The 20,638-nt window shown below is 66.1% G+C and carries 18 protein-coding genes; 8 read left to right on the top strand and 10 right to left on the bottom strand.

The features are described 5' to 3' along the window. Positions 1–4: 4 nt before the first annotated feature. A complete protein-coding gene (gene ccoN, locus IEX32_RS02110; RefSeq protein WP_188767861.1) occupies positions 5–1,657 on the bottom strand; it encodes a cytochrome-c oxidase, cbb3-type subunit I in 1,653 nt (550 codons plus the stop codon). 231 nt (positions 1,658–1,888) lie between these two features. Here ccoN and IEX32_RS02105 point away from each other — a divergent pair, with 231 nt between their 5' ends. Next, positions 1,889–2,587, top strand: coding sequence for an OmpW/AlkL family protein (locus tag IEX32_RS02105; RefSeq protein WP_188767859.1), 699 nt, complete (start codon positions 1,889–1,891; stop codon positions 2,585–2,587). A gap of 48 nt (positions 2,588–2,635) precedes the next feature. On the opposite strand, the gene IEX32_RS02100 is transcribed toward IEX32_RS02105, so the two are convergent. Beyond that, on the bottom strand, positions 2,636–3,040 hold the full coding sequence (locus IEX32_RS02100) for a GtrA family protein (protein ID WP_229735792.1): 405 nt from the start codon (positions 3,038–3,040) through the stop codon (positions 2,636–2,638). Between the two features lie 172 nt (positions 3,041–3,212). Here IEX32_RS02100 and IEX32_RS02095 point away from each other — a divergent pair, with 172 nt between their 5' ends. Further along, positions 3,213–4,565 carry a sulfotransferase family protein gene (locus IEX32_RS02095; RefSeq protein ID WP_188767855.1) on the top strand — a complete coding sequence of 451 codons (1,353 nt, stop codon included), beginning with the start codon at positions 3,213–3,215 and terminating at the stop codon, positions 4,563–4,565. Here IEX32_RS02095 and IEX32_RS02090 read toward each other — a convergent pair. The 6 genes from IEX32_RS02090 to IEX32_RS02065 form a co-directional block, all read right to left on the bottom strand. Beyond that, a complete protein-coding gene (locus IEX32_RS02090; RefSeq protein ID WP_188767853.1) occupies positions 4,535–5,236 on the bottom strand; it encodes a Crp/Fnr family transcriptional regulator in 702 nt (233 codons plus the stop codon). The two genes, IEX32_RS02095 and IEX32_RS02090, sit on opposite strands and share 31 nt — an antisense overlap. 98 nt (positions 5,237–5,334) lie before the next feature. Beyond that, the gene (locus tag IEX32_RS02085; protein ID WP_188768163.1) at positions 5,335–6,738 is read right to left on the bottom strand and encodes an aromatic ring-hydroxylating oxygenase subunit alpha; all 1,404 of its coding nucleotides are present in this window, start codon (positions 6,736–6,738) and stop codon (positions 5,335–5,337) included. Positions 6,739–7,044: 306 nt separating this feature from the next. Next, the gene (locus IEX32_RS02080) at positions 7,045–8,937 is read right to left on the bottom strand and encodes an ABC-F family ATP-binding cassette domain-containing protein (protein WP_188767851.1); all 1,893 of its coding nucleotides are present in this window, start codon (positions 8,935–8,937) and stop codon (positions 7,045–7,047) included. A 198-nt stretch (positions 8,938–9,135) separates the two neighbouring features. Then, positions 9,136–9,810 carry a spermidine synthase gene (locus IEX32_RS02075; protein ID WP_188767849.1) on the bottom strand — a complete coding sequence of 225 codons (675 nt, stop codon included), beginning with the start codon at positions 9,808–9,810 and terminating at the stop codon, positions 9,136–9,138. 165 nt (positions 9,811–9,975) lie between these two features. Further along, positions 9,976–11,973 (bottom strand): threonine--tRNA ligase, encoded by a 1,998-nt coding sequence (thrS, locus tag IEX32_RS02070; RefSeq protein WP_188767847.1) that lies wholly within the window; start codon positions 11,971–11,973, stop codon positions 9,976–9,978. A 255-nt stretch (positions 11,974–12,228) separates the two neighbouring features. Further along, positions 12,229–12,864 (bottom strand): endonuclease, encoded by a 636-nt coding sequence (locus IEX32_RS02065; protein WP_188767839.1) that lies wholly within the window; start codon positions 12,862–12,864, stop codon positions 12,229–12,231. A gap of 96 nt (positions 12,865–12,960) precedes the next feature. On the opposite strand from IEX32_RS02065, the gene IEX32_RS02060 reads away from it, so the two are divergent. From IEX32_RS02060 to IEX32_RS02050, 3 genes are all read left to right on the top strand, one after another. Beyond that, a complete protein-coding gene (locus tag IEX32_RS02060) occupies positions 12,961–13,707 on the top strand; it encodes an alpha/beta hydrolase (protein ID WP_188767837.1) in 747 nt (248 codons plus the stop codon). 17 nt (positions 13,708–13,724) lie between these two features. Continuing rightward, on the top strand, positions 13,725–14,597 hold the full coding sequence (locus IEX32_RS02055; RefSeq protein WP_188767835.1) for a tetratricopeptide repeat protein: 873 nt from the start codon (positions 13,725–13,727) through the stop codon (positions 14,595–14,597). Positions 14,598–14,667: 70 nt separating this feature from the next. After that, positions 14,668–15,894 (top strand): NAD(P)/FAD-dependent oxidoreductase, encoded by a 1,227-nt coding sequence (locus IEX32_RS02050; RefSeq protein WP_188767833.1) that lies wholly within the window; start codon positions 14,668–14,670, stop codon positions 15,892–15,894. Positions 15,895–15,948: 54 nt separating this feature from the next. On the opposite strand, the gene queG is transcribed toward IEX32_RS02050, so the two are convergent. Beyond that, complete coding sequence (gene queG, locus IEX32_RS02045; protein ID WP_229735791.1) at positions 15,949–16,992, bottom strand: tRNA epoxyqueuosine(34) reductase QueG; 1,044 nt, start codon at positions 16,990–16,992, stop codon at positions 15,949–15,951. A 102-nt stretch (positions 16,993–17,094) separates the two neighbouring features. Here queG and IEX32_RS02040 point away from each other — a divergent pair, with 102 nt between their 5' ends. The 3 genes from IEX32_RS02040 to msrB are packed head-to-tail and all read left to right on the top strand — an operon-like array spanning position 17,095 to position 19,915. Next, complete coding sequence (locus tag IEX32_RS02040) at positions 17,095–18,102, top strand: ABC transporter ATP-binding protein (protein WP_188767831.1); 1,008 nt, start codon at positions 17,095–17,097, stop codon at positions 18,100–18,102. Beyond that, entirely contained in the window at positions 18,102–19,346 is a 1,245-nt protein-coding gene (locus IEX32_RS02035; protein ID WP_188767821.1) for an ABC transporter permease, read from the top strand. The genes IEX32_RS02040 and IEX32_RS02035 overlap by 1 nt, the downstream gene beginning before the upstream one ends. A gap of 56 nt (positions 19,347–19,402) precedes the next feature. After that, complete coding sequence (gene msrB, locus IEX32_RS02030) at positions 19,403–19,915, top strand: peptide-methionine (R)-S-oxide reductase MsrB (protein ID WP_229735790.1); 513 nt, start codon at positions 19,403–19,405, stop codon at positions 19,913–19,915. Between the two features lie 27 nt (positions 19,916–19,942). On the opposite strand, the gene IEX32_RS02025 is transcribed toward msrB, so the two are convergent. Beyond that, positions 19,943–20,563 (bottom strand): PilZ domain-containing protein, encoded by a 621-nt coding sequence (locus IEX32_RS02025; RefSeq protein ID WP_188767819.1) that lies wholly within the window; start codon positions 20,561–20,563, stop codon positions 19,943–19,945. Between the last annotated feature and the right edge of the window lie 75 nt (positions 20,564–20,638).

Raw genomic sequence — 20,638 nt, 5'->3', positions numbered from 1 at the left:
GCGCTTATTGGGCAGGAGCCAGGATCGGGCGGTCGGCGGCCGGGTCGTAGGCGGCATCGCGCATAGGCGCTTCCTGGCGCAGCCTGCCGGCGATGGTCGCCCAGACGTTGACCACCATGATGACGGCGCCCGCGAGGTAGAGCAGGCCGCCGAAGGCGCGCATGATGAACATCGGGTGCAGCGCGGCGACGGTGTCGGCGAAGGAGTTCACCAGATAGCCGTCCGCGCCGTATTCGCGCCACATCAGGCCCTGGGTGATGCCCGCCACCCACATGCTGGCGGCGTAGAAGACGATACCGATGGTCGCGAGCCAGAAGTGCCAGTTGACCATCCGCAGCGAGTAGAGCCGCTCGCGGCCCCAGAGGCGCGGCACGAGGTAGTACATGCAGGCGAACGTGATCATCCCGTTCCAGCCCAGCGCGCCGCTATGGACGTGGCCGATGGTCCAGTCGGTATAGTGCGAGAGCGAGTTGACGCTCTTGATCGACATCATCGGGCCTTCGAACGTGCTCATGCCGTAGAAGGCGAGCGCCATGACCATCATGCGGATGATCGGATCGGTGCGGACCTTGTCCCAGGCGCCGTTGAGCGTCATCAGCCCGTTGATCATGCCGCCCCAGCTCGGCATCCACAGCATGACCGAGAAGACCATCCCCAGCGTCTGCGCCCAGTCGGGCAGCGCGGTGTAGTGGAGGTGGTGCGGCCCCGCCCAGATGTAGAGGAAGATCAGCGACCAGAAGTGGATGATCGACAGGCGGTAGCTGTAGACCGGGCGCTCGGCCTGCTTGGGCACGAAATAGTACATCATCGCCAGGAAGCCGGCGGTCAGGAAGAAGCCGACCGCGTTGTGGCCGTACCACCACTGCACCAATGCGCCCTGCACGCCGGCGAAGAGCGGATAGCTCTTCGAACCGAGCAGGCTGACCGGCATGTCGAGGTTGTTGACGACATGCAGCATGGCGACGGTGACGATGAAGGCGAGATAGAACCAGTTCGCCACGTAGATATGCGGCTCTGCACGCTTGATGATCGTGCCGACGAAGACCGCGAGGTAGGCGAGCCAGACGATCGTCAGCCACCAGTCCACGTACCATTCGGGCTCGGCATATTCCTTGCTCTGCGTGGTGCCGAGCAGATAACCGCTCGCGGCGAGCACGATGAAGAGCTGGTAGCCCCAGAACACGAAGCGCGCGAGGCCGGGGAAGGCGAGACGCGCGCGGCAGGTACGCTGGACGACGTAGAAGCTGGTCGCGATCAGGGCATTGCCGCCGAAGGCGAAGATCACCGCCGAGGTGTGCAGCGGGCGCAGCCGGCCGAAGTTCAGGTAAGGCTCAAGGTTCAGCACCGGCCAGGTGAGTTGCATGGCGATGAACAGCCCCGCCGCGAAACCGGCGATGCCCCAGAACACGGTGGCGATCACGCCCCAGCGTATCGGGTCGTCGTCATAGCGTCCTTCGTCGGCGGGCATTTTCAGGATGCCGCGCGCCATGGCGCCGTAATCCGCGCCGCTCACCGTGACCCACAGGATGACGAGGGCCGCCAGCGCAACGATCGTCATGTGAATGGCGAACCCGGCATCGGCCGCCAGGGCAGCCGCCACGACGGCGAGGAGAAGCACGGCAAGCCAGACGCCCGCCCGTGCAAGGACCGTTTCCATAAGCCTTCTCTTTCGAGATTGTTTGCTGAACCTCTTGCCGCATTGCAGCGCACGGGCAGACGAAACATTGACCCGCGTCAAAATCCCGCACCCATTGGGAAAAAGCACGAGAAACGGCAAATTTGCGCCCAATCAAATCAATCGGCGAGCGGGTCGAGGAACGCTCTCTTCGCAGCCGCAGATGAGGGGAGCCGTATGGTGCGGGCCCGGCGGCGATGAAAGACGAGCACTATGCGCATACTGACGATGACCGCCGCGCTGGCGGCAGCTACCGCGTTTTCGGCACCGGCCTGGGCCGGCAGTCCCGAGGGCCACTTGCAGGTCAGGGCCCTCGGCACCGCCGTGCTGCCGGACGGCAGGATCGACAGCATCAGGGCCCTCGATCCCGGCACGACCCTCGGCGCGGCCGCCGCGGCGCTGGGCAATCCGCAGACCAGGGTCAACGACAATGTCGTGCCCACGCTCACGGTCGAATATTTCTTCAACGAGACCTTCTCGGTCGAGACGATCTGCTGCTTCACGCAGCACCATGTGAACGGCGCCGGCGACCTTGCGGGAACCGAACTGGTCGACCATGTCCTGATCCTGCCGGCCACGCTCACCGCCAAGGTGCACCTCGACACCGGCGGCCCGATCAAGCCCTACCTGGGCGCAGGCCCGGCCCTGTTCATCGTCTTCGACGAAAAGCCCGGAGCCACCGCCGAGGCGCTAGGCATCGACAGGGTGAAGATGTCCAACAAGCTGGGCGTGGCCGCGCAGGCGGGCGTCGACATCGCGCTGGGCGACAAAGGCTTCGGCCTCTCGCTCGACGCCAAGAAATACTGGATGAAGCCCACCGCCTCGTTTTACGAGGACGGCACCCTCGCGCTGAAGACCCGGCATGACCTCGACCCATGGGTCCTGAGCGCCGGCGTTTCCTACCGTTTCTGATCCTTGCGACGACACCGGGAGGGAGCCGCGCAGGCTCCCTCTTGTTCGTCAGAGACGACGGAAGTTCATCGTCGCGTTGAGCACGAAGACCACTGTGCCCGCGCACAGCGAGGCGATCACGCGCGCAAGCATGTAGGGCACGCCCAGCCCCTCGGCGAGCAAGGCGAAAGCGGCGAGGATGATGACAAGCCCCAGAAGCGCATTGGCGAGGAAATAGAGGTAGCCGGCCGCAAACCCGCGCGCCGTGCCCCGAAAGACCCATGAACGGGCGAGAAGATAGTGAACGGCGTTGGCGAGGATGAAACCGATCGCCACCGCTATCGTCATGTCGAGGCCGGTCTGCTCAATCATGATCCAGATCAGCAGCAGGTCAAAAAGGAAAGAAAGCGTCGACGCCGCAGCATTCCTGACGAACAGAACCGATCCGTGCCGATTGAAGAAGCGGCTGCGCAAGGTGCGCTTCCTGCCCCGACCGGACGAGGCGGCCGCTCCGCGCCGGAAACCTGAGCCGATCGGGTGCATCTGCTTTCAACACCACGGCCGGTGTTTTGTTTCAATCGATCGGTCGTGCAGAAAGAATGCCGACATATTGAACATTTCTTCCCGGCATGCGCTTATTGCAGTCATGACTGGAGATTTCTCGCTGCCGCCCCGCTCCCGTCTGGTGAGCGCCGCCAACGTCGTCATGCGCGGGTTGCACAAGTCAGGGCTGGTCCCCGAAATCGACCTGGACGTTCAGGAAATGTGCGAGCTTGCCCGCAGGCAGACCGGCCTCCACGATTTCGGCGACCCCTGGTTTCTCGAGCCGCTGCAAGTGCTGGTCGAAGCACTGGAAGAGGAAGCCGCGCTGAACACCCTGGGGCGCTTCGCCGCGACCGGCCAGTTCGTGAAAATCATGCGCGAACGGCTCTGGGCACAGCACTGGTTCGACAGTGAGCCGGAGATCCTGGCCGAACCGCTGGCACCGCCGGTCATCGTCGTGGGACCGATGCGGTCGGGGACGACGCGGCTTCACCGGCTCCTCGCGGCAGACGAACGCTTCGAGCACTTGCGTTTCTTTGAAACCGTCTGCCCTGCCCCTCGCCCGGAATTTCGTCCGGGGGGGCGCGACCGCCGCCCGCGCGAGGCCGGCAGGCTGCTTTCCACCGTGCACCGGCTCAATCCCAGGACCGCCGTCATCCACCCCACGGGGCCGTTCGAGCCGGAAGAAGAGCTGGGGCTGCTCGTGGCCTCGGCGTGGGGCATGAAGCACGAAGCCCAGTGGCGCGTGCCGAGCTATGGCCGTTGGGCCGAAAACGAGGACGCCACTCCCGCCTACCAGCACGTCGCGCGCCTGCTGCGGCTGGTGCGCTGGGCGCGTGGCAGCACGTCACGCAAGCCGTGGGTGCTCAAGACGCCGCAGCACATGCTTGACCTACCCGCGCTGATGCGCGTCTTCCCGGACGCAAGGCTGATATTCATCCACCGGGATCCGGCGCGGGTGGTGGGCAGCAGTTGCTCGCTCGTCTGGAACCAGATGACGATCCACAGCGACAAGGCCGACGCCGGCTGGATCGGCCAGCAATGGCTGCACAAGACGAAGCTGCAGATCGACCGGATGCAGGTCGCGCGCAGCCGCATTCATCCCGGCCAGCGGATCGACGTGCTCTACAGGGACATGGACGCCGACTGGCTCGCGGTGATGAAGCGCGTCTACGCCTTCCTCGACATGGACATCGCGCCGGCCGTGCCGGGCATGGAGCGATACGTGACCGCGACCCGCAGCGAGCACCGTTGGCAGCACCACCGCTATGAGCTGTCTTCCTTCGGCCTCGATGCGGAGGCAGTGCGCCACCGTTTCGAGCGCTACATGCACGCATTCGACCTGCTGCCCGCCGATGCCGCCCCGTCGTTCGATCTCAGGCCGGCCGGCGCCCGCAAGGTTCCGGCCCATGCTTCGGCGCAGGCTCAGCCCGCTTCGGCGATCAGCGCCTCGTAATCGAGGATCGTCACGTCGCGGCGCGAGGGCAGGTCGATCACGCCCTCATTCCTGAGCCGGGTGAACTGGCGGCTGACCGTTTCTATCGTCAGGCCCAGCACGTCGGCGATCTGCTGGCGCGAGAACGGCAGGGTCAGGTGTCGCCGGTTGGGCTTGTCGGCGTCGACTCGGCAGCCCGAACCGGTCAGGCGTTCGGCCATCTCAACCAGGAAGGTGGCCATCTTCTCGGACGCGGACTTGCGCCCCAGCAGCAGCATCCAGCGCCGCGTGCGGTCAAGCTCGCCCAGCGTGCGTTCGAGCAGCTTGTGCTCGAGCGCCGGATGCTCGCGCGCGAAAGCGTCGAAATCGCGGCGGGAAAAGACACAGACCGTGGCATCGGTCAGCGCCGTCACGCCGTGGCCCGACGTGCCGCCGAAAGGCCGGCCGATGAAGTCGGAAGGATAGACCACGCCGACGATCTGCTCGCGCCCGTCTTCGGTATTGGTGGAAAGCTTGAGCACGCCTTCGATGACGTTGGCGACGAGAACGGAATCCTCGCCTTCCCAGATCAGCGATTCGCCCGCCGTGATCTTGCGCGTGCGACCGATCGCGTTGAGCGCTTCAAGCTCCTTCGCGTCAAGAGAGGAACAAATCGCCCGGTTCCGAACGACGCAAAGGTCACAGTTGGACATAAATAGTTGGTACCAGCGCACCGGGGTTGCAGCAATATGCGCCGTCTACGCGATACGGGCGGTATGCGAAACGCCCCGCCCGTCGTCTTCGCGATATTTCAGAAACCCAGGTCGACTATCGGCCCATCGAAGTTGCCGCCCAGCTTCCGTGTCGCCTGCGCCAGTTTCGACGAAGGCTCGCCGGCGATGTAACCGTCGATGATCCGCTGGTAATTGCTGATGAGACCTTCCACGTCTTTCGACAGGCGCATGAATTCAAAGCCTTCCGAATGGAGGCCCTTCTGCTGGATCGGAATGTTGGAATAGTCCTGCCGGGGGATCATCGGGAAATCCTGGCTGTCATAAGGCAGGACGGTGGGTTCCAAGGGCACCTCGGGCTCCTCGCCTTCCGCGCAGTGAGTCAGCGACCAGATCTCGAACAGGCACTTTTCCGGGCCGAGCGGCCGGATCCGGTAGGAGGCATAGCTGGTGAAAAAGGGCAGCAGGAAATAGTGCGGGAAAATGTACTCGACCGCGCTGACCGGGTCGGAAACGCACACGGCGTTGAGATCGGGCACGTTCTCGCCGCGCTCGCGCAGTTTGCGGGTGATCGCTTCCTGGACGAGGCCGAACCATACGGGCACGGCTTCGGCCACCGTGGGAGGCAGCTTGTCGAGAACCGTATCGGAGCCCAGTTCCTTCGCGATCTCGATTTCCTTGGCATGGACCATCCCCGCCATGCCCGAACCGAGCAGTTCCAGGTTCTCGATCTGCGAGGCGATGTTGTCGGCCACGGACTGGTCCGGATCGATCGGCAAACCGATTCCGCCGGTGTCATTCCCGTACCGGGCGTTATAGAGCCCCGGAACCGAACGCTGAAGCTGCGGATGCGTCATCATCACGTGGTAGCCTTCCATGAAGGCCTCCATCGCGATCTTCCAGTTGGCCGGCAACTCGGTCGCGAACCACCATTCGGAACGCACGTTCGACATGCCATGGGCGTCGAGCCGGTCCAGCACCGGGCCAAGGCACTCGCGCAGGCCGGGCGCGTTCTTGTCGTGGTTGATGAAGGCGCAGCCGCCCCAGGTCTCGCAGCGTACCGGCTTCAGGGCGAGTTCGTTCCGGTCAAGCAGGTCCGGCGAGAACAGTTCCCTGCCATAGACGAAGGTGTTCTCCCCATCCATGTTCCAGCGCCAGCCATGGAAGGGGCAGATGAACCCGCTCCGGGCGCAATTGCCATGAGCGTTGCCCGAGCCACCCGCGATCGGAACCCCGCGGTGACGACAGTGATTCTCATACGCCTTCACGCCGTCCCTGGTGCGTACGACGATGACCGATTTGCCGACATTGGAATACTCGATCCAGTCGCCGACCTCGGGGATCATCTCCAGTCGGCACGCCATCTGCCAGATATGCGGCCAGAGGTGATCGACCTCGGCCTGGTAGAATGTCTCATCGTAATAGCGCCTCGCGGGAACGAGTTCGGGGCGCGTCATCGGAAAGGGGTTGCCGGAGAGCGGCATGCCCTGGGGGTTCATCTCGGCCATTGTGCGGCATCCTGTCCTGTTGAACGGCTGTTCAGCAGAGACTGTGAAGCAGAATAGCCAAGGCAAGCTTTGATCGAACGCAAATTGGCCGGGACAATCAACCGACCGCTTCCGCCGACGCTATGGGGCGCGTCTCTGCCCTCCCGCAAGCGGGAGGGGCGCGAGACTTGGTGAGCCTTCCGGCGAACATAGTCGCAGCGGGGTGGGCTTCATGCGACGCGGCATTCCGATAGCGTCCGCTCCCCCCCAACCTTCCGGCCATTCTGCCCGGCCGGTCAGCGATCAATCGCAGGCTTCGAGCTTTTCACTCAGTTCCAGCCACTGTGCCTCGGCCGTTTCGAGTTCGTCCACCGCGGCGGCGCGGCGTCGGGCCAGTTCGCCGGCCGTCAGGCCCGCGAGCGTGTGCGGCGGGACGACCGGCTCCGTCAGCGCCCCGTCGATCTCCTCGATCCTGGCCTGAAGCCGCGTGATTGCGGTCTCGGCACGGGTGAATTGCTTGCGCAGTTCGCGCTGCTCCTTCCAGCCCGCCGTCACCGCCTTCTGATCGGGCCTTTTGGCTTTTCCGCTGGCGTCGCCCTTCCCGGCTGCCCTGGGGCCGTCCGCCCTGGGCTGGTTGCGGCCAAGCACGAAGTCCATGTAGTCGCTCATGCTTCCGGAATATTCGCGCGCCTCGCCGCCATCGACCAGCACCAGGCGGTCGGCGGTGAGTTCGACCATGTGCCGGTCGTGACTGATCAGGATCACGGCGCCTTCATAGGCATTGAGCGCTTGCACCAGCGCCTCGCGCGCATCGACGTCGAGGTGGTTGGTCGGCTCGTCGAGGATCAGCAGGTGCGGTGCATCGCGTGTCACCAGCGCCAGCGCGAGGCGCGCGCGCTCGCCGCCCGAAAGTTTGGACACCGGCGTCAGCGCCCGCTCCCCGGAGAACCCGAAGCGCCCCAGCTGTCCGCGCACGGCCTGCGGCGGCTTGCCCTCCATGGCGCGGGTCATGTGCATCAGCGGGGTGTCGCTGCCTGCCAGTTCCTCGACCTGGTACTGGGTGAAGTAGCCGATCGCCAGCTTGCCCGAGATATTCATCTCGCCCGACATCGGCGTGAGCTGCCCGGCCAGCAGCCGCGCCAGCGTGGTCTTGCCGTTGCCGTTGCGGCCCAGCAGGGCGATGCGATCGTCTGGATCGATGCGCAGGCCGAGCTTGCGCAGGACCGGCTGGTCCTCGACATAGCCCACTGCCGCGCGGTCGAGCGTGATCAGCGGCGGTCGCAGTTCCTTGGGGCTGGGGAAGTCGAAGCTGAGCGAGGGATCTTCCATCATCGCCACGATCGGCTGCATCCTGGCCAGCATCTTGGCGCGCGACTGGGCCTGCTTGGCGGTCGAGGCGCGCGCGCTGTTGCGGCGCACGTAGTCTTCCAGCTTGGCGCGCTGGGCATCCTGCGACGCCTTGGCCGCCGCGAGCTGCGCCGCGCGCTCGGCGCGCTGGCGCTCGAAGCTGTCGTAGCCGCCCGGATAGAGCGTGATCTTGCCGCCCTGCAGGTGCAGGATGTTGTCGACCACGTTGTTGAGCAGGTCGCGCTCGTGGCTGATGACGATCAGCGTGCCGGGATATGTGCGCAGGAAGCTTTCCAGCCACAAGGTCGCCTCGAGATCGAGGTGATTCGAGGGCTCGTCGAGCAGGAGCAGGTCGGGCTGCGAAAACAGCAGCGCCGCGAGCGCCACCCGCATCTTCCAACCGCCCGAGAAGCTATCGACCGGCTGCGCCTGCATCGCCTCGTCGAAGCCCAGGCCGATGAGGATCCGCGCCGCGCGCGCCGGAGCACTATAGGCATCGATCGCCAGCAGGCGATCATGCACGTCGCCGAGCCGGTGAGGATCGACGCAGGTTTCCGCTTCTTCAAGCAACCGCGCGCGTTCGACGTCGGCGGCCAGAACGGTCTCGAACGGGGTGGCACTGCCGCTCGGCGCCTCCTGGGCGATATAGCCCAGGCGCGCCCGGCGCGGCATCTCGATGGCGCCGTCGTCGGCTTCGAGTTCGCCGATCATCACCTTCATCAGGGTCGACTTGCCGGCGCCGTTGCGCCCTATAAGTCCGACCCGCGCGCCGGTCGGAATCGCGGTCGAGGCCTGGTCGAGAATTGTGCGGCCGCCGAGGCGGACCGTGATACCGGAAATCGTCAACATGCGCGGCCCTTAACAGCCCACCACCGGAATCCCAATGGTACAGAGCATGCAACCGCCCTTCGCGATCGGGTTCCGGGCCGCGAGCGCCCGACGGCCATCGCGGCAACATGGGAGCCGCCCGCAGGGAACTGCGCGCCGCCGAGGAAGAGGAGTTTTTGCAACGCACCGCCAGTAACGGGTCCGCGCAACTGTTCCTGCCTACTGCCGCGTCGAAGCGAACCAGATCACGTGCTTGGCGCCCTTGCCGTTGCTGCGGGCGGCGACTTTGACTTCGTCGACGGCAAAGCCGGATTTTTCCAGCCGGCGGGTGAAGGCCGGGTCCGCTCCGGCGGACCAGATGGCGAGGACGCCGTCCGGGGTGAGGGCTCTCTTCGCGGCGCGCAGGCCGGAAGGGGAATAGAGGACGTTGTTTTCCTCGCGCACGAGGCCGTCGGGGCCGTTGTCGACGTCGAGCAGGATCGCGTCGTAGTCGCCCTGCGCGCCGGAGATGAAGGGGGCGACGTCGGACATCAGCAGGGTCACGCGCGGGTCGTCGAGGCAACCCTGCGCCACTTCGGCCATCGGCCCGCGCGCCCACAGGATGATCTCGGGCACGAGTTCGACCACGGTGATCCGCGCATCGTCGGGCAGCACCTTGAGCGCGGCGCGCAGGGTGAAGCCCATGCCGTAGCCGCCGATCAGCACATGCGGCCGTTTCGCGTGCCTGATCCGCTCATACGACATCGTCGCCAGCGCCTCTTCGGAGCCCCACTTGCGCGTCGACATCAGCTCGTTGTGGCCGAGCACGATCATGAAGTCGCGGTCGTGGCGGTAGAGGCGCAGCTCCTCTCCGCCCGGAACCTGCGCGGTCCCGAGGAGTTCGCGCTGGATCATGGCGCCAAGGCCCGGTGAATTACGACTGACACATCAAAGCCGTCATGCTGAACTTGTTTCAGCATACGTTGCGCCGATCAGGCCATCGGTCGGAGCAGAGAAATGGACCCTGAACCAAGTTCAGGGTGACGAGTAGCGGCACGGTTCGGTTTTCTCTCGTCGCCGTCATCGCAGGTCCGGCGGCGTCGCTTCGCCCCTCAGCATGGCGAGAGCATCGTCGAGGCTCATCACCTTCTGGTGCTCGGCGCCCAGGGTGCGCACGGCGACGGTCTGTTCCTCCGCCTCGCGCTTGCCGACCACGAGGAGATGCGGGACCTTCTTGAGCGAGTGTTCGCGCACCTTGTAGTTGATCTTCTCGTTGCGCAGGTCGGTCTCGACGCGGATGCTAGCGGCCTTCAGCTTTGCGGTGACGTCCTTCGCATAGCCGTCGGCGTCCGAGACGATGGTGGCCACCACCGCCTGCACCGGGGCGAGCCATACCGGCAGCCTGCCGGCGAAGTGTTCGATCAGGATACCGATGAAGCGTTCATAGGAGCCGAAGATCGCGCGGTGGAGCATGACCGGGCGGTGCCTTTCGCCGTCCTCGCCGACGTAGCTGGCATCGAGCCTTTCGGGCAGCATGCGGTCGGACTGGATGGTGCCGACCTGCCAGGTGCGGCCGATCGCGTCGGTCAGGTGCCATTCCAGCTTGGGCGCGTAGAACGCGCCTTCGCCCGGCAGCTCCTCCCAGCCGTATTCCTCGGTGGCAAGGCCGGCGCGCACGACGGCATCGCGCAGTTCCTGCTCGGCCTTGTCCCACAGTTCGTCGCTGCCGATGCGCTTTTCGGGGCGCAGTGCCAGCTTGATCGCATAAGTGAAGCCGAAGTCGTTGTAGATGCGGTCGGCCAGCTCGCAGAAGGCCTGCACTTCGGCAACGATCTGGTCCTCGCGGCAGAAGATATGCGCGTCGTCCTGGGTGAACTGACGCACCCGCATCAGTCCGTGGAGCGCGCCGTGCGGCTCGTTGCGGTGGCAGCAGCCGTTCTCGTAGAGGCGCAGCGGCAGATCGCGGTAGGACTTGATGCCCTGGCGGAAGATCAGCACGTGGGCCGGGCAGTTCATCGGCTTCAGGGCCATCCACTCGGCATCGTCGGAGACCAGCGGGCCTTCGTCTTCAACATTCGGCACTTCGTCGGGAATGACGAACATGTTCTCGCGGTACTTGCCCCAGTGGCCGGACTGCTCCCACTGGCGCGCGTCCATGACCTGCGGGGTCTTCACCTCGCGGTAGCCGGCGCCGTCGATGGCGCGGCGCATGTAGGATTCCAGCTCGCGCCAGATCACGTAGCCCTTGGGGTGCCAGAACACCGAGCCGTGCGCTTCGCTCTGGAGGTGGAACAGGTCCATCTCGCCCGCCAGCTTGCGGTGGTCGCGCTTTGCGGCCTCTTCAAGACGGGTCAGGTGGGCGCTCAGTTGCTTTCTGTTCAGCCAGCCGGTGCCGTAGATGCGCGAAAGCATCGCGTTCTTCTGGTCGCCGCGCCAGTAGGCGCCCGAGACGCGGGTGAGCTTGAAGGCGGCGGGGTCGAGCTTGCCGGTGCTGGGAAGGTGCGGGCCCCGGCACATGTCCAGCCAGTCCTCCCCGCTCCAGTAGACGCTGAGTTCCTCGCCCTCGGGCAGTTCGGCGGCCCATTCGGCCTTGAAGGTCTCGCCTTGTTCCTTCCAGCGCGCGATCAGATCCTCGCGGCTCCAGACCTCGCGCCTGAGCGGTTTGTCGGCGGCGATGATCTCGCGCATCTTCTCCTCGATCGCGGGCAGGTCCTCCTCGGTGAAGGGGCCGCGTTCGGGATTGGGGGCGAAGTCGTAATAGAAGCCATCGTCGGTCGAGGGGCCGAAAGTGATCTGGGTGCCGGGATAGAGCGCCTGCACCGCCTCGGCGAGGACGTGGGCATAATCATGCCGGGCCAGGTCGAGCGCCTCGGCCTCGTCGCGGCTGGTGACCAGCGCCAGTTCAGCATCGCCGGAGAAGGGCCGGGTCAGGTCGACCAGCTCGCCGTCGACCTTCGCGGCGAGTGCCGCCTTGGCAAGGCCGGGCCCGATCGCGGCGGCGACGTCGGCGGGGGTCGAACCCTGCTGCATCTCGCGGACGGAACCGTCGGGAAGGCTGATCTTGAACATCTCGGACATCGATCTCGTCTTTCACTCCTGGGCCGCAGCGCCATGGCACAGAGGCGCGCGCGGCGGAAGGTCCGGCGTCGGCAAATTTCGCCCTGGTTCGGCAAAGGAGTTCAGGAGGTGACGCCCGCCGCCCGAACCCCGGGCGACGGCAGCTCGCGTCTTCAGGCCGCGACCAGCCGTGCCCGGGCGAGCCGGGTGGTTGTGGTGGTTGTGGTCGTGAGCTGCGTCATCGTGGCAGGCTTCTAGCAGCTCGGACCGGGCGAGTCACCCGTAGTCGTCCGCGCATCCGGCGAGGTCCGCCCGTACGAGCGCGGCGAGCAGGGCGGGAAGGCGCTCCTCGCCGACCAGCTTGGCGAGATCGTCTGCGCTGTCGCCGAGCTTCAGGCGGCGGGCCACCTTCAGCGCCTTGTCATCCGCGAAGGGTTGCAGTTCCGGCCATATGCCCTGCACCTCGCGGGCGAAGATCTGCGCCCCGAGAGGGCCGATGCCGTTGAATTCCTCGATCAGCTCGAGAATGCGCGCCGCGTCGCCGTCCGCCGCCGCGCGCAAGTTGCGCAGGTCACCCCGGTAGCGCTCCCGCAGGAGTTCGCAGGTCTTCGCGAGCTTGGTGGAGGTGCTCTCGTCGTAGCGGGCGTAGCCGTTCTCGTTGAGCACTCTCACGCGCTGTTCCCAGGTTGCGTCGGCCATGTGATCGACGGTGGTCAGTCCCGCTTCGTTGAGTGCCCGCGCCGCCCGCACCGCCTGCGCGGCGCCGATCCGGGCGCTGAACAGGAGCGCGGCGACCAGCCACTGAAAGAGCGGCATGGGTTCGTCGCGATCGAGCGCGATGCCGATTTCTTCGGCATAAGTCTGCCCATGGTCGGCGAGCAGGCGCTGTGCGCGATCCTTCCTTGACGGCATGATCTTCCAACTCGCCCAAGAGCCTCTCGTTCCCGGCGCGCGTTTCGCCGGGTTTTCCCCTTGCCCCCGGGGGCCGGAGTCTCCAGATCACTTGCCATGACCGAGACCCGCTTCCACGAAATGCCCGATGGCTGCCACATCGCCTATCGTCATACGCCGGGCGCAGGGCCGACGATCGTTTTCCTGCCGGGCTACATGTCCGACATGGCCGGCGGCAAGGCGAGCGCGGTGTTCGAGTGGGCACGCGGCGAGGGGCGCGCCTGTCTGCTGCTGGACTATTCCGGCTGCGGCGAGAGCGGCGGCGAATTTTCCGAAGGCACGCTGATCCGGTGGAAGGACGAGGTTCTGGCACTGATCGATTCGCTGTGCCGGGAGCCGGTTCTGCTGATCGGGTCATCGATGGGCGGCTGGCTCATGCTGCTGGTCGCGCTGGCGCTGCCAAAGGGGCGCTGCGCGGCGATGATCGGTATCGCCCCCGCGCCGGACTTCACCGATTGGGGAATGGACGAAAGCGACAAGGCGAAGCTCCAGGCGGGCGAGACGGTCTTCAAGGACAACCCCTATGGGGCGGAGCCGACTCCAACTCATCCCGGCTTCTGGGCCGACGGTCAGGCCAGCCGCCTGCTCGGCAGCGAGATTGCCCTCGATGTTCCGGTGCGCCTGCTTCACGGCCAGCGCGATCCCGACGTGCCGTGGGAAATCTCGCTCAGGCTCGCCAGGGCGCTGCGTTCAGCCGACGTGCAGGTCCATCTCATCAAGGACGGCGACCACCGGCTCTCGCGCGAGAGCGATGTGGCGCTGCTGCTGCGCACGCTCGGCGATCTCGTGGACCGGGTGGACTGACCGGAGACCCGCCTTTCATGCCAATGCCCACCGCACTTCTGCTCGCCCCGCTCATGCTTGCCCAGGCAGGATACGGCAATCCCCCGGCCTCGCAGCTTCCGCTCGAGATCATCGAGAAGAAGCAGGACGAGGCACGCAGGCGGGCAGTGCAGACGGTCGAGGCGCCGCGTCCGAGCGGGGCCGGCTGCATGGCCGCCGCCGAGACAAGTCCCGAACGAACCGTGGAGGTCGCGCGCAATGCGCTCAACGAGGCGATCGGGCGCGAGCGGGTGCGTGCCGGGCTCTGCCTCGGCGCGGCGCTCAGCGATCTCGGGCGCTGGGCCGATGCGCGGCAGGCCTTCGTCGATGCCCGCGATGCCGCCGGGGCCGACGATCACCTGACCCGCGCCCGGCTCGGCGCGATGGCCGGCAACGCGGCGCTGGCGGAGGGGCTGGCGGGCGAGGCGCTGCTGCTGCTCGGCCCAGCCGCCGCCGAGGCGAAGACGGCGGACAACAGCACGCTGATCGCGTCCATCGCGCTCGACCGCGCCCGGGCGCTCGTCGCCGTGAATCGTCTCGACGAGGCTGCCGCCGCGCTTGCCGAAGCGCGCGCGGCCGAGCCGGACAATGCGCAGGCCTGGCTGCTTTCGGCCACGCTCTCGCGGCGGCAGGACAAGCTGATCGAAGCTCAGGCGCAGATCGAGCAGGCGGCCCGGCTCGCTCCGCGCGATCCCGAGATCGGGCTGGAGGCGGGGGTCATCGCCGCGCTTTCCGGCAACGATGCGGCCGCCCGCCGCAGTTTCGATTCGGTCGTCGCGATGGCGCCCGGCAGCGAGATGGCGGGCAGGGCGCAGGGCTATCTCGACCAGCTCGGCGATGTCAGCCCCGCCGGCTCCCGCACCGTCCGGTGACAGGTCAGGGAAACTCAATTTCACCGTGCGGCATTGACGGCGCGCTAAAATTGCGGGAACGGAAGCGCCCATGAGCAAAGCAGATGTCGTTATCGTGGGAGCAGGGCATGGCGGGGCGCAATGCGCCATCGCGCTTCGCCAGAATGGCTTCGAGGGGACCATTACCGTCATCGGTCGCGAGCCGGAGTATCCTTATGAGCGCCCGCCGCTCTCCAAGGAATATTTCGCGCGCGAGAAGACCTTCGACCGCCTCTATATCCGCCCGCCGACGTTCTGGGCGGAAAAGGAAGTGGAATTCAAGCTCGCCACCGAAGTGACGAGAGTCGATCCCAAGGCGCATGAACTGACGCTCTCCAACGGTGAGACCTTTGGCTACGGCAAGCTCGTCTGGGCCACCGGCGGCGATCCGCGGCGCCTGTCGTGCTCCGGGACGGAACTCGCCGGCGTCCATGCCGTGCGCACCCGTGAGGACTGCGACACGCTGATGGCCGAAATCGATGCCGGTACGCGGAACATCGTCGTCATCGGCGGCGGCTATATCGGGCTCGAGGCGGCGGCGGTGCTGTCGAAGATGGGTCTCAACGTGACGCTGCTGGAAGCGCTCCCGCGCGTGCTGGCGCGCGTGGCGGGTGAGGAGCTTTCGGCCTTCTACCAGAAAGAACATGCCGGGCACGGCGTCCACTTGCGCACCGATGTGATGGTCGAGTGTCTGGAGGGAGACGGCCACAAGGTCACCGGCGTCAAGCTCGCGGACGGCGAAGTGATCCCGGCCGAAGCCGTGATCGTCGGCATTGGCATCGTTCCCGCCGTAGGGCCGCTGATCCAGGCCGGCGCGGCCGGTGCCAACGGCGTCGACGTCGATGAGTACTGCCGCACCTCGCTGCCCGACATCTACGCCATCGGCGATTGCGCGGCCTTCGGTTGCGACTACGCGGGCGGCACGGTGATGCGCGTCGAATCGGTGCAGAACGCTAACGATATGGCCACTTGCGTCGCCAAGGCGCTGTGCGGCGATGAAAAGCCCTATCACGCGTTTCCGTGGTTCTGGTCCAACCAGTACGACCTGCGCCTGCAGACTGCCGGCATCAATGTGGGCTATGACAAGACCGTGATCCGCGGCAATCCGGACGAGCGTTCGTTCTCGGTGGTCTACCTCAAGGAAGGCCGCGTCATCGCGCTCGACTGCGTCAACGCGGTCAAGGACTACGTCCAGGGCCGCAAGCTGGTCGAGGCGCGGTTGACGCCCAAGCTCGATGAGCTGGCCGACGCGGGCAAGCCGCTCAAGGAATTGATGTAGGCGACAGGTAAAACCGTCATCCCGGAACAGGTCCGGGATGACGGGTGATTTCTTTTACGCGGCCGCAAGCCTGTTCCTTGCCCACTGTGCCGCCTCCGCCACCACCGGATCGGGATCGGCAAGCAGCGGCTCCACCTGCTCCAGCAGCTCGCGCCGGCCGCTGTTCCCCGCCGCGTAGAGGCAGTTCCGCACGAACCGGTCGCGCCCGATGCGCTTGATCGGCGAGCCGGAGAACAGCTTGCGAAAGCCCGCGTCGTCCAGGGTCAGCAGGTCCGCCAGCTCCGGCGCCGTCAGTTCCCCGCGCGGCAGAAAGGCGCGGTGGGCGTGTGCCCGGTCAGCGAACTTGTTCCATGGGCACACCGCGAGGCAGTCGTCGCAACCATAGATGCGGTTGCCCAGCGCCTCGCGGAATTCCTCCGCGATCGGACCCTTGTGCTCGATCGTCAGGTAGCTGATGCAGCGCCGCGCATCGAGCCGATAGGGCGCGGGAAAGGCATCGGTCGGGCACGCATCCTGGCACGCATGGCACGAGCCGCAGCGGTCGCGCGCCGGGGCGGAAGGTTCCAGTTCCAGCGTCGTGTATATCTCGCCGAGGAACAGCCATGAGCCGTGCTCGCGGCTGACCATGTTGGTGTGCTTGCCCTGCCAGCCCAGACCGGCGGCGGCCGAAAGCGGCTTTTCCATGACCGGGGCCGTATCGGTGAAGACCTTGACGCCGGCCGGGCCGAGGCCGCGTTTCTCCGCCTCGGCCACGATCCAGCGGGCGAGGTGCTTGAGCGCCTTCTTCACCGTGTCGTGATAGTCGGCGCCCTGGGCATAGACGGAAATGCGGGCAATCTCCGGCGCGTTCGCAAGCGCCAGCGGATCGGCGGCCGGGGCATAGCTCATTCCCAGCGCGATAACGCTCTTCGCTTCCGGCCAGAGGCCCTGCGGCGAGCGGCGATGGTGGGCACGGTCCTGCATCCACGCCATCGAGCCGTGCATGTTCTCGGCCAGCCAGGTCTCCAGCCGCCAGGCACGGGTACGATCCTCGCTTGCCGGAGCCACGCCGAAGGCGCAGAAACCCAGCGCGCGGGCCTGCGCCTCGAGGTCTTGCACGAACCGGCCTTGCTGAATGTTAACCGAAGCGGAGTTAGCCAAGCTTGCGGATGCTCCTGTTCACTGCTCTCGACCATCCGCAGTCAGCACTACGGAGCGAGAATGAATTTCGCATTAGGAGATTGGCAATTGGCGGGCAATGACAAGGCTTCGGCCGCGTGCGCGCCCGAACAGGGCCGGCTCGCCATCGAGGCACGAGGCCTGGTCAAGCGCTTCGACGGCGTCACGGCCGTCGACGGGGTCGATCTCTCGGTGCCGGAAGGCGCGGTCTATGGCATTCTCGGGCCGAACGGCGCGGGCAAGACCACGACCTTGCGCATGCTGCTGGGGATCATCGATCCCGACACCGGCTATCGCCGCATCCTGGGCGCGGAGCGGCCGCAAGACGTGGCCCACGCCGTCGGCTACCTGCCCGAGGAGCGCGGCCTCTATCCCGCGATGAAGGCCACCGAGGCGATCGCCTTTCTTGGCGCGCTCAGGGGGCTGCCGCTGCACGAGGGCCGCCGCCGGGCGCGTGAACTGCTCGAGCAGCACGGCCTCGGCTACGCGGCCGACCGGCAGATTCGCCAGCTTTCGAAAGGCATGGCGCAGCAGGTACAGATACTCGGCACGCTGGTGCACAAGCCGCGGCTGGTGATTTTCGATGAGCCCTTCTCGGGTCTCGACGCACTCAACCAGGGCAAGCTCGAACGCATGATGCGCGCCCTGGCGGCAGAGGGAACGACGGTCATCTTCTCCACCCACGTCATCGCCCATGCCGAACGGCTCTGCGACGAAGTGGCGATCATCGCAGGCGGGCGCGTGCCTTTCGCCGGACCGGTCGACGTCGCGCGCGACCGCATTCCCGCCCAGGTCCGGCTGGAGACGCGTGCCGCCGAGGGGCCATGGCGCGCGGCGCTGCCCGCCGATGCCCGTCGCGAAGGAAACATCTGGCTCTTTCCGCTGCCGGACACGGGAATCGAGCCATTGCTGCGCGCGCTCATAGAGGGCGAGGCGGGCATTCTTTCGCTCTCGATCGAGCGGGCGGGGCTGCATGACGCCTTCGTCGCCATTGCCGGCGAGGCGGCCGCCCGCGCGCTCGCAGAGGAAACGCCCGAGGAGATTCGCTGATGAAGGAGGCCCGCCGTCCGACCGGACGGCTATCAATCGCCGCCGCCGCGCTGGTCATCGCCCGGCGAGACTTCACGGCGATCCTGTTCAGCCGAACGTTCTTCTTCTTCCTGCTTGGACCGCTGTTCCCGGTCCTTGTGGCGGCGCTCGCGGGCAGTCTGGGCGAACGCGTGCAGCAGACGGCGGAAGAACCGAAGCTGGGCGTGGTCATGCAGGCGGAGGATGCCGATGCCATGGTCCGCGCGCGCGACCGGCTGGCGCGCGATGTCGGCGACCTGCTGCCCGGCCTCGTCGTCCTGAAACGCCTGGAACCGGGCGAAACCTCCGATCCGCGCGCCGCGATCGGCGCCGGCAGGGCAAACATCGCCGCCATCCTTTCCGGCAGTCCCGCCCGGCCGGTGCTGACGGGGCCCAGGGATCAGATCGAAAAGTGGCGCAGCCCCGTCGCGCTCGTCGCGGCGGAGGCGGTTGCGGTCCGCGAGCGCCCGCTACCCGAAATCGGGCTGTCGACGACCGTGACCAGCAACGCAAGGGAGCGCGAGGTCCGCCTCAGAACCGCGCAGGGGGCGCAGACGCTGCTGTTCTTGCTGACGATGATGCTCGCGGGCATGGTCCTGTCCAATCTCGTCGAAGAGAAGGGCAACAAGATCATCGAAGTGCTCGCGGCCGCCGTGCCGATGGATTCGGTCTTTTTCGGCAAGCTTTTCGCCATGCTCGGGATATCTTTCGTGGGCATCGCCGCATGGGGCGCGGTGGGCGCCGGCATCTGGTACGCCGCCGCGCCTGCCCTGCCCGACATTCCGGAGCCGGCGGTCGGCTGGCCGATGCTCTTCGCCCTCGGCGCGATCTATTTCGCCATGGCCTACCTGCTGCTTGGTTCGGTGTTCCTGGCGATCGGTTCGATGGCGGCGACCGTGCGCGAAGTGCAGACGCTCTCGATGCCGGTGACGATGATGCAGCTTCTCGTCTTCTTCTTCGCCAGTTTCGCCATGACCCAGCCCGGTTCGCTGCTGGAACTGAGCGCGGCGCTCTTCCCGTTCAGCTCGCCCTTCACCATGCTGGCGCGCGCGGCGCGCGAACCCACGTTGTTGCCGCACCTCCTCGCGTTCGTCTGGCAGTCGGCCTGGGTGATCCTGCTGGTGCGGCTTGGCGCCGGCCTGTTCCGCAAGCGGGCGATGAAGGCGGGGCCGTCCGGCGTGAAGAGCGGCGGGCGGCTCAGGTCGCTGGTGCGGCGGGCGAGTTGACTCTCGCCGGATAGCGCCGATCTTGGCAGTTGGAAACACAGGAAGCAGGAGCAGCCATGGCCGCCGAGATGACCCCGCGATGCCCCGGCCTTGCGCGCCGGCGGATTCTGGGCTGGCTTGGCGCCGGCGCGGCGTTTGCTGTCCTCGCGGCTTGCGGCAGCGGGGATGCCGATGCGAAACCCTATCCCGTAAGCCACAGCAAGGAGGAATGGCGCAAGCGGCTGACGCCCCGGCAGTTCCACATCCTGCGCGAAGCGGGCACCGAGCGTCCGTATTCCTCGCCCCTCAATGAGGAACACCGCATCGGCACCTATGTCTGCGCCGCCGACGGCAACCCGCTTTTTTCGTCGTCGACCAAGTTCGACAGTGGCACCGGCTGGCCGAGCTTCTGGAAACCGCTCCCCGGCGCGATCGGCACGTCCACCGACTTCAAGCTGGGCTATCCGCGAACCGAAGTTCACTGCGCGCGTTGTGGCGGCCACTTGGGCCATGTGTTCGATGACGGGCCAAAACCGACGGGCAAACGCTATTGCATGAACGGCGCGGCGATGAAATTCCGCCCCGCCTGAGGGCGGGGGCATCCCGGGCCAGGGCGCTCAGCGGTCCTGCGTCTGCATGCGGTGTACACGCAGGGCGAAGTCTTCCATACTCATGAGCTGGCGGAAAACGAGGCCGTAGTTCGGATGGCGACGCCAGCACACGGTGGCTTCTGTCTCGGGAAGCTGGTCGCCTTCGATGCGAAGCGTCTGGCCGATGGCAAGGCGGTTCTGCGTTTCCAGCTTCGCGCCCTGGCGCGAAAGGTCGCAGAGCATCGCCACGATGGTGTTGCCCCCGTGAGCCAGGGTGACGGGATGGTCCAGCCTGATGCGCACGGGCCGCTTGGGAAAAGGGCCGGCTTCGGCGACAAAGCGCATGACGTTGATGGGGTCGACGAAGCGGATGCCTGCTTCCCCCTCGCGTTCCCAGACCTTCTCGACAGTAAAGCGTTCGCCCGTCGCGATCTCCAGAGACAGGTCCTCGCCCTCGACTACCGGATGGAACAGGCGCAGCTTGGCCCCGCTTTCCGAAACGTCGCGGACGATACACAGGAACTCGCCCCGCGAACTGACCAGCTTGGCGCTGCGCAGCAGCAACGCGAAGCGCGGTTGGACGCGCTTTTCATTGGTATCTTCCACTCCGCCCGATTCCGGGTCGGGCATCATATTCGGAACTTTCATTCGACGCGCACCCCCCATGGCACCCGCACTCGGCGACACCTGTGATACTGTAAAACCGTATACAAATTTACAGTT

Origin of the sequence: Novosphingobium endophyticum, assembly GCF_014640675.1 — a bacterium.
Classification (GTDB): Bacteria; Pseudomonadota; Alphaproteobacteria; order Sphingomonadales; family Sphingomonadaceae; genus Novosphingobium; species Novosphingobium endophyticum.
Note: the sequence above shows the minus strand (reverse complement) of the source record. Positions and strands in the feature narration are given on the sequence as shown.

Coding starts and splice junctions, on each gene's coding strand:
- thrS (WP_188767847.1), bottom strand. CDS start 11,973: ATGTCCGAGATGTTCAAGATCAGCCTTCCCGACGGTTCCGTCCGCGAG.
- IEX32_RS02055 (WP_188767835.1), top strand. CDS start 13,725: ATGCCAATGCCCACCGCACTTCTGCTCGCCCCGCTCATGCTTGCCCAG.
- IEX32_RS02050 (WP_188767833.1), top strand. CDS start 14,668: ATGAGCAAAGCAGATGTCGTTATCGTGGGAGCAGGGCATGGCGGGGCG.
- ccoN (WP_188767861.1), bottom strand. CDS start 1,657: ATGGAAACGGTCCTTGCACGGGCGGGCGTCTGGCTTGCCGTGCTTCTC.
- IEX32_RS02065 (WP_188767839.1), bottom strand. CDS start 12,864: ATGCCGTCAAGGAAGGATCGCGCACAGCGCCTGCTCGCCGACCATGGG.
- IEX32_RS02105 (WP_188767859.1), top strand. CDS start 1,889: ATGCGCATACTGACGATGACCGCCGCGCTGGCGGCAGCTACCGCGTTT.
- IEX32_RS02060 (WP_188767837.1), top strand. CDS start 12,961: ATGACCGAGACCCGCTTCCACGAAATGCCCGATGGCTGCCACATCGCC.
- IEX32_RS02075 (WP_188767849.1), bottom strand. CDS start 9,810: ATGATCCAGCGCGAACTCCTCGGGACCGCGCAGGTTCCGGGCGGAGAG.
- IEX32_RS02025 (WP_188767819.1), bottom strand. CDS start 20,563: ATGAAAGTTCCGAATATGATGCCCGACCCGGAATCGGGCGGAGTGGAA.
- IEX32_RS02095 (WP_188767855.1), top strand. CDS start 3,213: ATGACTGGAGATTTCTCGCTGCCGCCCCGCTCCCGTCTGGTGAGCGCC.
- IEX32_RS02085 (WP_188768163.1), bottom strand. CDS start 6,738: ATGCCGCTCTCCGGCAACCCCTTTCCGATGACGCGCCCCGAACTCGTT.
- IEX32_RS02035 (WP_188767821.1), top strand. CDS start 18,102: ATGAAGGAGGCCCGCCGTCCGACCGGACGGCTATCAATCGCCGCCGCC.
- IEX32_RS02040 (WP_188767831.1), top strand. CDS start 17,095: ATGAATTTCGCATTAGGAGATTGGCAATTGGCGGGCAATGACAAGGCT.
- msrB (WP_229735790.1), top strand. CDS start 19,403: ATGGCCGCCGAGATGACCCCGCGATGCCCCGGCCTTGCGCGCCGGCGG.
- IEX32_RS02080 (WP_188767851.1), bottom strand. CDS start 8,937: ATGTTGACGATTTCCGGTATCACGGTCCGCCTCGGCGGCCGCACAATT.
- IEX32_RS02090 (WP_188767853.1), bottom strand. CDS start 5,236: ATGTCCAACTGTGACCTTTGCGTCGTTCGGAACCGGGCGATTTGTTCC.